The 13721-nt window shown below is 49.9% G+C and carries 15 protein-coding genes and 1 pseudogene; 10 read left to right on the top strand and 6 right to left on the bottom strand.

The window, feature by feature from the left end:
- Window positions 1-64: 64 nt before the first annotated feature.
- Complete coding sequence (locus HV334_RS00505; protein ID WP_019077921.1) at window positions 65-1486, bottom strand: L-fucose/L-arabinose isomerase family protein; 1422 nt, start codon at window positions 1484-1486, stop codon at window positions 65-67.
- Between the two features lie 255 nt (window positions 1487-1741).
- Here HV334_RS00505 and sodA point away from each other — a divergent pair, with 255 nt between their 5' ends.
- The gene (gene sodA / locus HV334_RS00510; protein ID WP_016155203.1) at window positions 1742-2362 is read left to right on the top strand and encodes a superoxide dismutase [Mn]; all 621 of its coding nucleotides are present in this window, start codon (window positions 1742-1744) and stop codon (window positions 2360-2362) included.
- 235 nt (window positions 2363-2597) lie between these two features.
- Window positions 2598-3581: a 2-keto-3-deoxygluconate transporter gene (kdgT, locus tag HV334_RS00515; RefSeq protein WP_016155204.1), complete on the top strand. Its 984-nt coding sequence runs from the start codon at window positions 2598-2600 to the stop codon at window positions 3579-3581.
- Between the two features lie 41 nt (window positions 3582-3622).
- On the opposite strand, the gene HV334_RS00520 is transcribed toward kdgT, so the two are convergent.
- Window positions 3623-4519 carry a dihydrodipicolinate synthase family protein gene (locus tag HV334_RS00520; protein WP_016155205.1) on the bottom strand — a complete coding sequence of 299 codons (897 nt, stop codon included), beginning with the start codon at window positions 4517-4519 and terminating at the stop codon, window positions 3623-3625.
- 153 nt (window positions 4520-4672) lie between these two features.
- On the opposite strand from HV334_RS00520, the gene yiiM reads away from it, so the two are divergent.
- From yiiM to HV334_RS00540, 4 genes and pseudogenes are all read left to right on the top strand, one after another.
- On the top strand, window positions 4673-5347 hold the full coding sequence (yiiM, locus tag HV334_RS00525; RefSeq protein WP_181221049.1) for a 6-hydroxyaminopurine reductase: 675 nt from the start codon (window positions 4673-4675) through the stop codon (window positions 5345-5347).
- A gap of 228 nt (window positions 5348-5575) precedes the next feature.
- On the top strand, window positions 5576-6280 hold the full coding sequence (locus HV334_RS00530; RefSeq protein ID WP_181221050.1) for a GntR family transcriptional regulator: 705 nt from the start codon (window positions 5576-5578) through the stop codon (window positions 6278-6280).
- Between the two features lie 8 nt (window positions 6281-6288).
- Window positions 6289-7245, top strand: a complete 957-nt coding sequence (locus tag HV334_RS00535; RefSeq protein ID WP_181221051.1) for a TIM barrel protein — start codon at window positions 6289-6291, stop codon at window positions 7243-7245.
- 118 nt (window positions 7246-7363) lie between these two features.
- Window positions 7364-8613 (top strand): annotated as a pseudogene (locus HV334_RS00540) (MFS transporter).
- Between the two features lie 40 nt (window positions 8614-8653).
- On the opposite strand, the gene cpxA reads toward HV334_RS00540, so the two are convergent.
- Both cpxA and cpxR read right to left on the bottom strand, forming a co-directional pair.
- Window positions 8654-10027 (bottom strand): envelope stress sensor histidine kinase CpxA, encoded by a 1374-nt coding sequence (gene cpxA, locus HV334_RS00545; RefSeq protein WP_181221052.1) that lies wholly within the window; start codon window positions 10025-10027, stop codon window positions 8654-8656.
- The gene (cpxR, locus tag HV334_RS00550) at window positions 10024-10722 is read right to left on the bottom strand and encodes an envelope stress response regulator transcription factor CpxR (protein WP_006686193.1); all 699 of its coding nucleotides are present in this window, start codon (window positions 10720-10722) and stop codon (window positions 10024-10026) included. The genes cpxA and cpxR overlap by 4 nt, the downstream gene beginning before the upstream one ends.
- Window positions 10723-10872: 150 nt before the next feature.
- Here cpxR and cpxP point away from each other — a divergent pair, with 150 nt between their 5' ends.
- Window positions 10873-11373: a cell-envelope stress modulator CpxP gene (gene cpxP, locus HV334_RS00555; RefSeq protein ID WP_016155211.1), complete on the top strand. Its 501-nt coding sequence runs from the start codon at window positions 10873-10875 to the stop codon at window positions 11371-11373.
- A 167-nt stretch (window positions 11374-11540) separates the two neighbouring features.
- On the opposite strand, the gene HV334_RS00560 is transcribed toward cpxP, so the two are convergent.
- Window positions 11541-12521, bottom strand: coding sequence for a tyrosine-type recombinase/integrase (locus tag HV334_RS00560; RefSeq protein WP_063217253.1), 981 nt, complete (start codon window positions 12519-12521; stop codon window positions 11541-11543).
- Window positions 12522-12587: 66 nt separating this feature from the next.
- Window positions 12588-12893, bottom strand: a complete 306-nt coding sequence (locus HV334_RS00565; RefSeq protein WP_063217254.1) for a helix-turn-helix transcriptional regulator — start codon at window positions 12891-12893, stop codon at window positions 12588-12590.
- A gap of 108 nt (window positions 12894-13001) precedes the next feature.
- Between HV334_RS00565 and HV334_RS00570 the strand changes: the two genes are divergently transcribed.
- From HV334_RS00570 to HV334_RS00580, 3 genes are read left to right on the top strand one after another with little or no spacing between them, the layout of a single operon-like run.
- On the top strand, window positions 13002-13283 hold the full coding sequence (locus HV334_RS00570) for a Cox family DNA-binding protein (RefSeq protein WP_181221053.1): 282 nt from the start codon (window positions 13002-13004) through the stop codon (window positions 13281-13283).
- Between the two features lie 2 nt (window positions 13284-13285).
- Complete coding sequence (locus HV334_RS00575; RefSeq protein ID WP_063217256.1) at window positions 13286-13546, top strand: hypothetical protein; 261 nt, start codon at window positions 13286-13288, stop codon at window positions 13544-13546.
- Window positions 13536-13709 carry a hypothetical protein gene (locus tag HV334_RS00580; protein ID WP_167854259.1) on the top strand — a complete coding sequence of 58 codons (174 nt, stop codon included), beginning with the start codon at window positions 13536-13538 and terminating at the stop codon, window positions 13707-13709. The genes HV334_RS00575 and HV334_RS00580 overlap by 11 nt, the downstream gene beginning before the upstream one ends.
- The last annotated feature ends 12 nt before the right edge of the window (window positions 13710-13721 follow it).

Consider the following 13721-nt stretch of genomic DNA (forward strand, 5'->3'; position numbering starts at 1 on the left):
AAGGGATATTGATCACAAATGCGGCTCCGCCCCTCTTTTTTGAGAAGGGCGGAAATATAGAGGATTAGCAAATTCTTACTGCCTGAATACCCAGTAGCCAGGCGAGTTTTTCCAGTGCCTCGCCATGGTGCCCCAGGCCAATGCTGCAATGATGAGCTGGGCCGCCCATGCACCATTGTGTGGTGAACTCGCGAGCTGATAACGGGAAGCGATAGCGGCTATTGGTGTTGCCAATATCCAGGACTTCACCTGGTACAGCTTCACCTTCGGCATACTGTAAACGCACCCCGTTTTCGGCATCTTCAATTACCGAAAGAAAGGTCACCGGACCTGATTTCACGGTCATCTGGATAGATACACCTTTACCGGGTTTACCATGATAAACCGGCAGCGGCACCAGACTCACCGGACCATCCGCCATCAGCGGGTGTGCCGGACCGTCATGTCCCCACAAAACAGCATCATCATTAAATTCAATGCCATATGGTTCTGAGAATGAACCGCCAGCCCCCAGAAGTTGCTGAATTTTCATCGCCAGCACATTTTTGATTTCATATTCTCCCGCTACGGGAATACCACGGTGGGTAAGCAGCGTGTTGCCGAGAATGATTGAGGTGATGATGTTCTCGTAAGCGTTGCCGTTACGGCCTTCATAGTAATAGGCTAGTGCACCGAGTTTATTCTGGGCAATTAGTTTATCCATGGCGCAGGCAGTGGTGAGTGCGCGGTTGAGCTCTGCAGGTTCGCATGCCGCATCCAACTGAAGTACACGGTGCATTTCCTGTCGTTTGGCGTTGAGGTCTGCCTCGCTGACCTGCTCGCGATATTCAGCCAACTCACACATTTCCAGTGGCTTAAAGCGCACGCCCATTTTGGCGGACAAATTCGTCATATTGCTGTAAACGTCTACCATGCCGTCATAATAGTGCCCGAGGACGCCGACCTGACAATTTGCCAGCATTTGACGAGCGTTAAGTGCCTGTAGCCACTGCGCCGTTTGTTGCCAGACATACTCATCGCCCTGTAATGCGCCAACAATCAACTGAAAGCGGATATTCGCACGGTTAAACACGTTTGCCAGTTCGGGGGCGCTGCAGGCCTGACAGTGCGCCAGCCACTCTCCAGTACGGCCTCCCCGATCGGGAATTTGACGGATTGTTGAATAAGGCAGCCCTGGCTCTGGCTGTAGGGCCAGAATAATGACCGGTTTATTGATACTCTGCACAAGCGGTAGCACCGTTGAGCTGAGCGCGTAGGTGCTGATGTAAAGACAGACAGCATCGACCGGCTGTTGCTGCAACCGTCTGATAAGGGCATCGGCTTTATCGACGTTATCAATCAGGCCGCCATTAATCACGCTGGCTTGTTGCGCCGTCAGGCGCTCATCAATTGATTGCAGATAGCCCTGAAGACGTGACTCCAGGCCTGTAAACTGGGGCCAGTATGTGTCGAGGCCGATACCAAAAAGGGCGATGTTGACAGACATAGCAATATTTCCTTGTGAGATAATTTTCAGACTATGTCGTGCTTTATCTCCCATGTCCTTCATGTCGCTGCCTATTTTCTACTCAGATTGGCAAAATCAGCCTGATTTTCCCAGTGATGCTCACACTTTTACCTCATAATAGCCATGTAAAAAGTACGGCATTGATAATCATTTTCAATATCATTTAATTAACTATAATGACCCAACTGCTTACGCGGCGTTAACACTGGCCGCCCGACAATACTGGAGATGATTATGAGTTATACACTGCCATCCCTGCCGTACGCTTATGATGCCCTTGAACCGCACTTCGATAAGCAGACGATGGAAATCCACCATACCAAACACCACCAGGCTTACGTAAACAACGCGAACGCTGCGCTGGAAAGCTTGCCTGAATTCGCGAGCCTGCCTGTTGAAGAGCTGATCACCAAACTGGATCAACTGCCAGCAGACAAGAAAACCGTACTGCGTAACAACGCGGGCGGCCACGCTAACCACAGCCTGTTCTGGAAAGGTCTGAAAACCGGTACTACGCTGCAGGGCGACCTGAAAGCGGCTATCGAACGTGACTTCGGCTCCGTGGACAACTTCAAAGCTGAATTTGAAAAAGCTGCGGCAACCCGTTTTGGTTCCGGCTGGGCGTGGCTGGTTCTGAAAGGTGACAAACTGGCTGTTGTTTCCACTGCTAACCAGGATTCCCCGCTGATGGGTGAAGCTATCTCTGGCGCTTCCGGCTTCCCGATCGTGGGCCTGGATGTTTGGGAACACGCTTACTACCTGAAATTCCAGAACCGCCGCCCGGACTACATCAAAGAGTTCTGGAACGTGGTGAACTGGGACGAAGCTGCCGCGCGTTTCGCAGCGAAAAAATAAGTTCTACGCTTTAGTAAGCCCCTGCAAGCGATGCTTGTGGGGGTTTTTTTGTGATCAAAATCAATATAAAAACAATGATCCACTTAAATTGAAACAAGGTTTTATTATGCGAGTGGGATCACTTTTATAGTCTCTATGAATGTCTATCTTCGTTTCATCAAGACGGGCGCATCTCATAAGCAAGATGCAATCGCCCATAAAAATTGCCCCATTTTTATGTCTACAGGTGATGGAAATGCAGATCAAACGAACGATAGAGAAAATCCCAGGCGGCATGATGCTGGTGCCGCTTTTTCTGGGCGCGTTGTGTCACACCTTTTCCCCCGGCGCCGGGAAATACTTCGGCTCCTTTACCAACGGTATGATCACCGGTACGGTGCCTATTCTGGCGGTCTGGTTCTTTTGTATGGGGGCGTCGATCAAGCTAAGCGCTACCGGTACCGTACTGCGTAAATCGGGTACGCTGGTCATAACCAAGATCCTGGTAGCGTGGGTGGTCGCGGCGATTGCTTCACGTATTCTGCCGGAACATGGTGTAGAAGTTGGTTTCTTCGCCGGGTTGTCTACGCTGGCGCTGGTGGCCGCCATGGATATGACCAACGGCGGGCTGTATGCCTCGATTATGCAGCAGTACGGCACCAAAGAAGAGGCCGGGGCGTTTGTCCTGATGTCGCTGGAGTCTGGCCCGCTGATGACTATGGTAATTCTGGGAACCGCCGGGATCGCTTCGTTTGAACCACACGTGTTTGTGGGGGCCGTATTACCGTTCCTGATTGGCTTTGCGCTGGGGAATCTGGACCCTGAGCTGCGGGAGTTCTTCAGCAAAGCGGTGCAGACATTGATTCCTTTCTTTGCCTTCGCGCTTGGTAACACCATTGATTTGAGCGTGATTGCGCAGACCGGTGTACTGGGTATTTTGCTGGGCGTGGCGGTAATTATCATTACCGGTATTCCATTGATTATCGCCGATAAACTGATTGGTGGCGGCGATGGCACAGCGGGGATTGCGGCCTCCAGCTCAGCTGGTGCGGCGGTCGCTACGCCAGTGCTGATTGCTGAAATGGTTCCGGCATTTAAACCGATGGCGCCGGCAGCAACTTCCCTTGTCGCCACGTCGGTGATTGTGACCTCCATTCTGGTGCCGATTATCACTTCCATCTGGTCGAAAAGAGTTAAAGCCAGGGCGGCGGAAATTGATATTCGTAGCGCCGTGAAGTAAGCCTCTTTTGCCGGATGGTCTGTTCCATCCGGCTTAACGATTTACGCTTTGACGACAAATACCTCATCGATGGTCCGACACTCACCCTCGTTCAACTCTCCGCCGGCATTTCGTGACACGCCGGTGCAATAGCCAAACTTACGCGATACCACGGTTTTGATGGTGGTGACGAAATCTTCGCCGATGGCGTAGATGGACATGTAGGTGCCAATCTGGTCCTGAATGTCGCGAAGTGCTGTCAGGTCGCCCTGTTTAAATGCTTCCCGTGCGCTGACAAACAGTTCAGGCATGACGTTGTTTAATCCTGAAATCACCCCCGCGCCGCCTGCCAGCAGGTTAGGAATGTAGTATTCGTCATAGCCGGACAACACGGCAAAATCCTCCCGTACGGCGCGGGTGGTCTGGATCATACTGCGAGTATGGGACTGGCAGTCGACGGTATCTTTAATGCCTGCGAAGTTGGGGAACTCGGCGGCGAGGGTGGCAACCAGTTCGGGCGTTAAATCGCAGCCAGTGCGCGCTGGAAAGTTATAGGCAAACCATTTGCCGCTGAGCTTCTGCCCCAACTGACGGAAGTAGCTCAGCAGCTGTTTTGCCGTTTGCCCGTAGTAGTAAGGCGGCAGGATCATCACGGCATCGTAATCGGCGCGATACGCTTCCTGCGCCATCAACAGCACATCATTCTGGCAGGTGGATGAGACGTTGGCGACCATCTTCAGCGAGCTCATGGCGCGGGCCTCGCGGATCAGTAGCAGCTTTTCTTCGAGCGTAAAGGAGGCAAATTCCCCGATGCTACCCATCAGCAAAATCACGTCGATTTTGGCCTCGGTAAGGCGTTTGAGATGCTGGCTCAGACCGTTAAGATCGATCTTGCCGTCATTATCCATTGGCGTAATGGAAGGACACCAGACGCCAGCAAATTGCGATTGACCAGTCACGTTGTTGACTCCTTATTTGAAATGATGTTTCAAAACCAGATTACATTGATAGCATGTGTCCCTAAGTTTCATGTGAACCGTGCTCTCATTTTGAGCGACTGGGGTAAAATAAATGTGGTGTAATGGGGGAAAATTTATCGGGAGAGGGAACAGATGCGATATCCGGTCGATGTTTTTACAGGCAAGGTTCGGGACTACACGGGAAGCCGTCCCAGCGCGATTGCTAAGGTCCAGGTTGACGGCGAGCTGATGCTGACCGAACTGGGGCTGACGGGTGATGAACAGGCGGAAAAGAAAATTCACGGTGGGCCAGATCGCGCGCTGTGCCACTATCCGCGTGAACACTATCAGCACTGGAGACAAGAGTTTCCGGAGCAGGCAGAGCGCTTTGTCGCGCCCGCGTTTGGCGAGAATCTCTCTACTGAGGGGCTAACGGAAGAGAATGTATTCATTGGCGATATTTTCCAGTGGGGAGATGCGCTGATTCAGGTCACGCAGCCGCGCTCGCCGTGCTTTAAGCTGAATTTCCATTTTGGCATCAGCGATATGGCCAGCCAGATGCAGGAGGCAGGCAAGACGGGCTGGTTGTGCAGCGTCATCGCTCCAGGTCAGGTGTCGGCGGACGCGCCGTTGATCCTGGCTTCACGCGTCAGCGACGTCAGCGTGCGGGAGGCGATTGCTATTGCCTGGCATATGCCGTTTGATGACTCACAATATCACCGTTTACTCTCGGCTGCCGGGTTATCGAAAAGCTGGACCAGAACGATGCAAAAGCGTCGTTTAAGCTGCAAGATCGAAGACAATTCCCGCCGTTTGTGGGGAAAATAAAGCCATTCTGGCCATGCAATTAAATCAGGTGGTAACACCTGATTTGCCTCTCTCGTGGTTCTTATCTCTGCATACTAAGGTGGGTTAAAAAACCTGCCTGTCACGCCATGTTTTCAGTCCATTCTTGATACCTGGCCCACAAAAAGAAACTCTGTGTTGAAAAAAAACTTGAGTATTTCCTGCACTCAAATATCTTAGCTTTAAATTGGTTTAAACCAGACGAGCAAGATGAAAAAGAAAAACAATGTTGATGTGCTTAGAGAGCGCTTTGAAAGCTGGTTAAACGAGAATAATTTGCCAGCGGGCTCTAAATTGCCTTCGGAGAGAGAGTTATGTGAGCTGCTGGATGCGAAGCGCATGACTTTACGTCAGGTTCTGATTGAGCTTGAGATCGATGCGCGTATCTTCCGAAAGAACCGCAGTGGTTGGTTTATTTCATCGAAGCGATTTATTTATAATCCCAAATCACTTTCCAGCTTTAATGCTGAAGCCTGTGCTCAGGGGCGCAAGCCTTTTTGGGGTTATTTAACCAAAGAAACGATTGCGACGGTTCCGCACCATGTTGATGATGTTTTTCTCTCCTCCGGTGATCGCTATTTAGTTGCCGGTTGGTGTGGTCTTGATTCGCATAAAGTGTTTTACCATGAGTCCTATATTGATGCTGATGTTGCGCCAGGATTCATTAACAAATTGGGCAATCAGTCTTTTGCCAGCGTCTGGGAAGATGCGTTTGGTCATGCTTTAAATATCAAAGAAATGATTTTTAAACCGGTCAATATGCCAGAAGTGGCCTGCAAAGAGTTGGGCGTTGCGCCTAATACTTATGGAATTTTAGTAGAAAAACATCGGGCTACCCGAGATAAAAAAGTGGTTCAGGTTGATTTTGAATACTGGCGACTTGAATCTGTGGAACTTGTTATTCGTGATGAATGAGAAAAATAATGGGAAAATGCAACCAAGAACTTCTCGCTGAACGTGCGAGAAATATACCACTGTACCTACATGCTTATGCCTTTCATCTGAATATGCGCTATGAGAGAGTCCTTCCGGGCGATCTTCTGGATATTGCGCATCAGCAACAATTAAAGGGAGTGAAAATACATGTTGAGGATGGTGAGTCCCAATCACTGCAGAAACTAAACGATCGGCAGTTGCACGATTTTAAAGAAAAGGCAAAAAAATATAACCTCGATGTACATATTGAAACGAGCGCATCGGACAAGGCGACATTGACGGATGCGATCCGTATTGCTGTGGCAACTGGCGCAACTTCAGTACGTTTCTACCCGCGCTATGAAGGACATCTCAACGATGTCATGGCAAAGATTGCCAATGATATTGCGTGGCTGTCTCAGTATGACGATTGCGGACTAAGCTTTACTATCGAACAGCATGAAGATCTGCAAGGCCATGAACTGGTGACGCTGGTTAATAATAGTGGAATGAAGAATCTCTCTATTCTGTTTGATTTTGGCAACATGATTAACGCCAATGAGCAGCCGCTTTCTGCGTTAGAAGTCATGTCCCCTCTAATCACTCAGGTGCATATCAAAGACGCAAAAATTATTAAAGAAGGTAAAGGCTGGGGGCATGAGGCTTGTCGTTCAGGATACGGTGATTTACCAATGGAAGAGATGCTTAAGGCATTATTACTTTTAGGTGAGGATAAACCGCAAGTAAATGCTTTTGGTCTGGAAGAGGAAGTTGAATATTATGCTCCGGCATTTCGTTTTGATGATGAAGGTGATAATCCCTGGATCCCATGGCGCGATGCAAGCTATACGCCGCTGCCCGACTGTGACATGATTGATGCGCGACTGGCGCAGGAAAAAGAACATGCTCTTGCTCAAATAAAGTATATCCGTGATTTATGCGATAAGTTTACAAGTAATAAATAAACTTCTTTAAATATTATTAAATGCGAAAAGGGTTATGAAAATAACTCTCTTAATTTATTAACTGCATGATTTAATTTAAATATTTCTCTCAACAAGCAATGAGGGTTTAACTATGTTCATGAATAAATGGGCAAGGCTCTGTTTTTTAATTTTAGGCGGCGGCACAATATTCAAACTTTCAAGTATGAAAGATGTTTTCTATGTGCCAATGCAAAGTGACTGGGGTTTAACCAATACGCAAATTGGTTTAAGTTTTACTGTTTATACGATTGTTCAGACAACCGGGCTTTTTCTGTCGCTCTATATCGCAGACCGTTATTCCAAAAAATATTATTACCATTTGGTCTGATCGGCGTTGGGCTATGCGGTTTATATTTGGCGACGCTACCGTCATTTACCGGTTATCTTATTTGCTTTGCCGCAATGGCGTTTTTTGCCGATGTGGTTTATTGGCCGGTGTTATTGAAAGCTGTGCGTCTGCTAGGTACGCAAGAAGAACAAGGGCGCATGTTTGGCTTTTTAGAAGCCGGACGCGGCGTGGTGGATGTTATCGTCGCTTCTGGCGCTCTGTTTGTTTTCGTCCAGTTTGGTGAAGGTAAAGCGGGGATGCAGGCTGGACTGTTGTTTTATACGCTAATTACGCTGGCTGCGGGCGTTCTCACTTACTTTATTGTCGATGATGACAAAGTGAAAGGCGGCGAGAAAACCAGTGCCAACATGGAAGTCTTAAAGGGTATCAAACATGTGTTGTCCTGCCCTAACGTCTGGCTGGCTTCTTTAGGGATTTTCTTTGTTTACGCCGCGTACTGTGGCCTGACTTACTTCATCCCATTCTTAAAAGATATCTACATGCTGCCGGTAGCGCTCGTCGGCGCGTACGGCATCATCAACCAGTATGCATTGAAAATGGTGGGAGGGCCGATTGGTGGGCTGCTGGCGGATAAGGTTGCTAAATCACCTACGGTTTACCTGAAGTGGACGTTTCTGATCTCTGCTGCTGCTATGGTTGTTTTTATGCTGTTGCCACATCAAACGATGAATGTGTATATCGGTATGGCGGCGACGCTAGGATTTGGGGCGATTATTTTCTCACAGCGCGCCATTTTCTTTGCACCAATGGATGAGATTGGTACCCCGCGTGAATATGCCGGTTCGGCGATGGCATTTGGCTGTATCATCGGTTATATGCCCGCCATGTTTGCGTATACGTTATACGGCTATTTACTGGATACCAATAGCGGCATCACGGGCTATAACTATGTCTTTAGCGTGATGATTGCATTCAGCTTAATGGGCTTTATCTGTTCGACCATTCTGGTGAAGCGGATTAAAAAGCAAAAGCTAGCGGCTGCGACTGTGGCAGCATAATGTGAGAACTTCCCCGGTACGACGTTACCGGGGAAGCATGTTAAGCGCGTTTATACAGCGGCAACCAAATTACCAGCCGTAAACCACCCAGCGGGCTGTCTTCGGCTTTCACCCAGCCACGATGCTGTTGGATTGCGGTTTCAACAATCGCCAGACCCAGACCTGTTCCGCCAGACTCGCGATCGCGCGCCTCATCGGTACGATAGAACGGACGGAAAATCTGTTCTCGGTCTTCAGGGCTAACGCCCGGGCCATCGTCGTCGACAGTGATGGTAATCCCATCGATATCCACCGCGAAGCCAACTTCAATCTGAGTGTGTGAATAACGCAGGGCGTTGCGCACAATGTTTTCCAGCGCGCTTTCCAGCGCATTTGGGTTGCCGTACAGCGGCCACGGGCCCGGCGGGAAATTCACCGTGAGTGATTTACCCATCTGCTCGGCTTCAAAGGCGGCGTTATCCAGCACTTCGCCCCACAGCTGATTGGCTTTCACCGTTTCACTGACCAGCGCGTTTTTCTGCTGATTGCGTGACATCACCAGCAGGTCGTTGATCATGCTGTCCAGTCGATGTGCTTCTGTTTCAATACGCTCCAGCTCTTTGCTTTCACCGCTACGACGGCGCAGCAGCGCGGTGCCCAACTGCAGACGCGTCAACGGCGTTCTCAACTCGTGGGAGATGTCCGACAGCAGGCGTTGCTGCGAGGTCATCATTCGCTCCAGCGCCGTCACCATCTGGTTAAAGCTGGCGCCTGCCGCCAGAAACTCCTGCGGACCGGCTTCCAGTTCCGGATGCTGACGCAGGTTGCCCTGGGCCACTTCATCCGCCGCATTTTTCAACTTACGCGCCGGTTTCGCCAGACTCCAGGCAAGCCAGAGCAGTAGCGGAGAGCTGACTAACATGGTGACAATCAGCAACAACAGCGGTCGGTCGAACAACAGATTGATAAAGTCAGATTGTGAGCTGCTGGCAGGTCGAATGAGATACAGCTGGTAGTTATCTTTGCCGTCTCTGACGGAGAAAGGCCCGACCATCTCAACGCGACCGTATTTTTTCTTTTGCGGATGGTCGGCGTTATCGGCCTGACCAATAAAGTTACGAATGATCTGCATTTCGTTGCGTTCTGCGCCGATCACGCGTCCTTCCGTCGTAACAAGCAATAACCGCTGTCCTGGCGGCGCCCACTTGTCTATCGCCCGAAACAAGCGACGCCACCACATTAAATCGTTGGGTGGATCGTTCGCCAGTTCAGCTTCAACGTGTTGCTCAATCATCAACCCCTGGCGCTGCTCGCTGTCCAGTAGCTCGGTCATCTGGCGTGAATCAAGCTTGGGTAACATCAGTACCAACATCAACACCAGTGCCAGCGTCAACCAGAAGATGGCAAAGATGCGTGCGGTTAAGCTCCCTATCATGAAGCGGAGACCATCAGGTAGCCGCGACCGCGCAGGGTTTTAAACCACGGGTGTCCGTCTTTACGTTCTGGCAGCTTACGACGCAGGTTCGAGATATGCATGTCGATCGCGCGATCAAAAGGCGTCAGGCGTTTGCCCAGCACTTCCTGGCTCAGGTGTTCACGCGAAACCACCTGACCGAGATGCTGTGCCAGCAAATAGAGCAGGGTGAATTCGGTGCCGGTTAATTCCAGGGTTTGCCCGTCAAAGCTGGCTTCCTGGCGACCCGGATTAAGGCTTAACGCATCCACTTCTAGAGTCGGCGAACCGTTGTCGCTGTTCTGCTGCTGTTCGCTCCAGTGTGAGCGACGCAAAATAGCGCGGATGCGCGCGACCAGTTCACGGTCGTTAAACGGTTTGGGTAAATAGTCGTCCGCGCCCAGCTCAAGGCCAAGTACGCGATCCAATTCGCTGCCGCGAGCGGTCAGCATGATTACGGGTGTCTGGTGTGTCTGACGAAGTGCTTTCAGCGTATCAATGCCATTTTTCTTCGGCATCATGACGTCGAGCAAAAGTAAATCGATGCTGTCATCCAGAAGCTCAAGCGCCTGTTCCCCATCATAGGCAACCAGCACATCGAAACCTTCCATTTCGAGCAACTCCTTTAACAGGGAAGTCAGCTCTCGGTCATCATCAACTAACAGGATTTTATTCATTGTTTACGTACCTCCGAGGCAGAAATTACGTCATCAGGCGTCGCTAATCTATGACTTTACGTTGTTTTACACCCCCTGACGCATGTTTGCAGCCCGAATCGTAAACTGTCTCTCGTTGAATCGCGACAGAAAAGATTTTGGGAGCAAGTGATGGGCAAAGTTACCGCTGCCGTCATGGCCTCAACGCTGGCACTGAGTACTTTAAGCCATGCAGCTGAAGTCGTCACAGGCGATCACTGGCACCTGGGTGAAGGCTCCGCGCAACGCAGCGTTCAGAGCCACATGTTCGACGGTATCAGTTTAACCGAACATCAACGTCAACAGATGCGAGATTTAATGCAGCAGGCAAGACACGAACAGCCTCCTGTTAATGTTAGCGAAATGGAGACAATGCATCGCCTTGTCACCGCAGAGAAATTTGATGAACGCGCTGTGCGCGCTCAGGCAGAAAGAATGGCGCAAGAACAGGTTGCCCGCCAGGTTGAAATAGCCAAGGTTCGCAACCAGATGTATCGCCTGTTAACGCCCGAGCAGCAAGCGGTTTTAAATGAGAGACATGAACAACGAATGGAGCAACTGCGCGACGTAGCGCACTGGAAAAAAAGCTCATCGTTGAATTTATTGAGTAGTAGCAACTCACGTTCCCAGTAGTAACCCTGTTTTCCTTGCCATAGACACCATCCCTGTCTTCCCCCACATGATGTGGGGGTTTTTTTTATCAGGTACTTAGAAGAAAACCCTTATAAATCAATCCATGCTGTAACCGCCAGAAGCAGCTACAGCGGGTTATAGTGTTTGGTGGCGTAGTCAACGTGTAGTCAAATTGCCAGCCCTCCACCTAGTGGGTTTAACGTTACCGCGTGCTTAAGATAATCAGGGGCAAGGTGAGCATAAACCATCGTTTGTTGTATGCTGGCGTGCCCCAAAATCTGCTGTAGCGCAATAATATTCCCCCCGTTCATCATGAACCAGCTTGCGAACGTGTGCCGGAGCACATGCGTGGCCTGTCCGCGCGGCAAGTCTGGTTTAACCTGCCTGAGCCGCTCACAGAAGTTTTCATAGTCAACTTTGAACAGTGGCCCCGTGTCGCTGGTCTTGATCTCTTTTTCCAGTTCTTCCGAGATCGGAACCGTTCGCTTTTTCCCGTTTTTGGTTTTGAGAAACGTTACGCGCCCGTGGTTAACCTGCTCACCTCGCAGCGTGCTGCCCTCTCCCCATCGTGCGCCAGTGCTGAGACATACCAGAGCTACGCGCCGATCGTCACCGGTCAAAGTTTCCAGCAGCCTGCCGATCTCTAACTTCGTTAGATAGGTCATGGCTGGCGGTGTTTCTTTCAGCGGTTCCAGACCCTTACAGGGGTTTTCCTTCCTGAACTCTTCCATCTTGATCAACGCACTGAACATGCCGGAAAGCCGGTAGATATCACGATTAATAGTGGCCGCGCTGATCCCATCGTCCAGCCTTTGGCTTCGGTGCTGCGCTATCGTGCGTTTGCTCAACCGATTAACGGCCGGATCACCCAACGCCCTGATCGTTTTATTCAGGTGACGTTTCTCAATTTCGCCATTTTCCAGCGTCTGCCCGTATAACAACCACCAGGCCTCTAACAACTCGCTTAAGGTGCGGCGATCTACGCTCGCGCCCAGCCATTCTTTTTTGTCGGCGTTGACCAATACATAACGCTCAAAAAGTACAGCTTCTTGTTTCTTATCGAACCGCCTGCGTATGCGTTTTCCATTACGCCCGCGCGGGTAAACGTCTACTTCGTATTGACCACCTTCGAGCTTCTTAATCGACATAGCGAAGCCCTCCAGTGCAATTGTCATTTTGCGCTGATTGTTCTAGCGCAAAGAAAAACCAGATTTTTAACCAGTCTTGAGGCCGGAACGGCGCGACATTGTTTTTCCTTGCCCATCAGGGGAGAGAGCCGGGGAAACCTGCCCCGCAGATGGTGCGGTTTTATCGGTCATGAGCCAAAGGGCGTATTTTTCGAATCTGGGGTGATTCGTAAAATTAACCATAAATTTTTCAGTCATTTGGATGCCTTTCATTTCATAGTTATTGAGAGTTCCGTAGGGAACATCAAGCATTTCAGCTAGTTGCGCCCTTGTTAATCCCTCTGCTTCTCTGATTAGGCGGATCTTTTCGCCCAGGCTTGACGAATTAGCCATATCTGTCTAATATCCTCTTTAGTTGGTCATATGTGTCTAAGTTAGGCGGCCGCCTAGAGCAGCTACAGCCAGCTATAAGCGGCCAAACACCAAAGAGGATTATTACACATGAAAGACAAATACCCAGAGGGCTACATTGAATTGCGTCACCCTGTGGACGCAGTGCCAACCACAAAATTTGCCGAAATGATCGGTAAATCCGCCAACGCAGTGGGCGACATGGTTCGCGACGGTAAGTTGCCGGTTGTCCAGATGAAGAACCCGGAAGCCCTTACAGGCCGTTCAGAAAACTGGATCTACATCCCAGAATTTAACCGCGCTATGCGTGACGCCTATTTCAACCGCCCGAAAGAGCAGCGCGACGCCTGGTTACTGTGGATTGGGCTTTGATTATGAAAAAGCGCTATTCACAACATGGGTCACATGCCGGAAGCATTCCGGGATTGGTTCAGGTGAGCAAAAACGTTTATGTATATTCCGGCTTCACTATCCGCAAATCATCACGCAATGCTTTTAATCGAAGCAATTCGTATTTGATAAATAAGCGGGATGATAACGGCGGTATTGATAATTACTATGGCCGTGACTTTGCCTTAGCGGAAGCAATGCGAACCATTGAAAGGCTGAATGGTGGTAAAGGTTATGAAAACTGAAATGGTTATCGGGCTTTCTCTCTTTGCTGTTCTTGCGTTGTATTTAATTCAATTTTTAATCCGCTTGCGGAGTAGAAAAGTAAAGCAGCAAAGAGCTAAGGCGCTTGCTGAATATAAAACCCGCCGTGAAGAAGTTGAACTAAAAGCCCGTAGGCAACTGTAGCAGGTACACGAT

Source organism: Citrobacter sp. RHBSTW-00944, assembly GCF_013615435.1.
Lineage (GTDB): Bacteria > Pseudomonadota > Gammaproteobacteria > Enterobacterales > Enterobacteriaceae > Citrobacter > Citrobacter braakii.

What these genes read in the sequence shown, in the direction of transcription:
- HV334_RS00580 (WP_167854259.1), top strand. Translation starts at nt 13,536, where the DNA reads ATGAAAACTGAAATGGTTATCGGGCTTTCTCTCTTTGCTGTTCTTGCG.
- cpxR (WP_006686193.1), bottom strand. Translation starts at nt 10,722, where the DNA reads ATGAATAAAATCCTGTTAGTTGATGATGACCGAGAGCTGACTTCCCTG.
- yiiM (WP_181221049.1), top strand. Translation starts at nt 4,673, where the DNA reads ATGCGATATCCGGTCGATGTTTTTACAGGCAAGGTTCGGGACTACACG.
- HV334_RS00505 (WP_019077921.1), bottom strand. Translation starts at nt 1,486, where the DNA reads ATGTCTGTCAACATCGCCCTTTTTGGTATCGGCCTCGACACATACTGG.
- HV334_RS00535 (WP_181221051.1), top strand. Translation starts at nt 6,289, where the DNA reads ATGGGAAAATGCAACCAAGAACTTCTCGCTGAACGTGCGAGAAATATA.
- kdgT (WP_016155204.1), top strand. Translation starts at nt 2,598, where the DNA reads ATGCAGATCAAACGAACGATAGAGAAAATCCCAGGCGGCATGATGCTG.
- HV334_RS00565 (WP_063217254.1), bottom strand. Translation starts at nt 12,893, where the DNA reads ATGGCTAATTCGTCAAGCCTGGGCGAAAAGATCCGCCTAATCAGAGAA.
- HV334_RS00575 (WP_063217256.1), top strand. Translation starts at nt 13,286, where the DNA reads ATGAAAAAGCGCTATTCACAACATGGGTCACATGCCGGAAGCATTCCG.
- HV334_RS00560 (WP_063217253.1), bottom strand. Translation starts at nt 12,521, where the DNA reads ATGTCGATTAAGAAGCTCGAAGGTGGTCAATACGAAGTAGACGTTTAC.
- HV334_RS00570 (WP_181221053.1), top strand. Translation starts at nt 13,002, where the DNA reads ATGAAAGACAAATACCCAGAGGGCTACATTGAATTGCGTCACCCTGTG.
- HV334_RS00530 (WP_181221050.1), top strand. Translation starts at nt 5,576, where the DNA reads ATGAAAAAGAAAAACAATGTTGATGTGCTTAGAGAGCGCTTTGAAAGC.
- cpxP (WP_016155211.1), top strand. Translation starts at nt 10,873, where the DNA reads ATGGGCAAAGTTACCGCTGCCGTCATGGCCTCAACGCTGGCACTGAGT.
- cpxA (WP_181221052.1), bottom strand. Translation starts at nt 10,027, where the DNA reads ATGATAGGGAGCTTAACCGCACGCATCTTTGCCATCTTCTGGTTGACG.
- sodA (WP_016155203.1), top strand. Translation starts at nt 1,742, where the DNA reads ATGAGTTATACACTGCCATCCCTGCCGTACGCTTATGATGCCCTTGAA.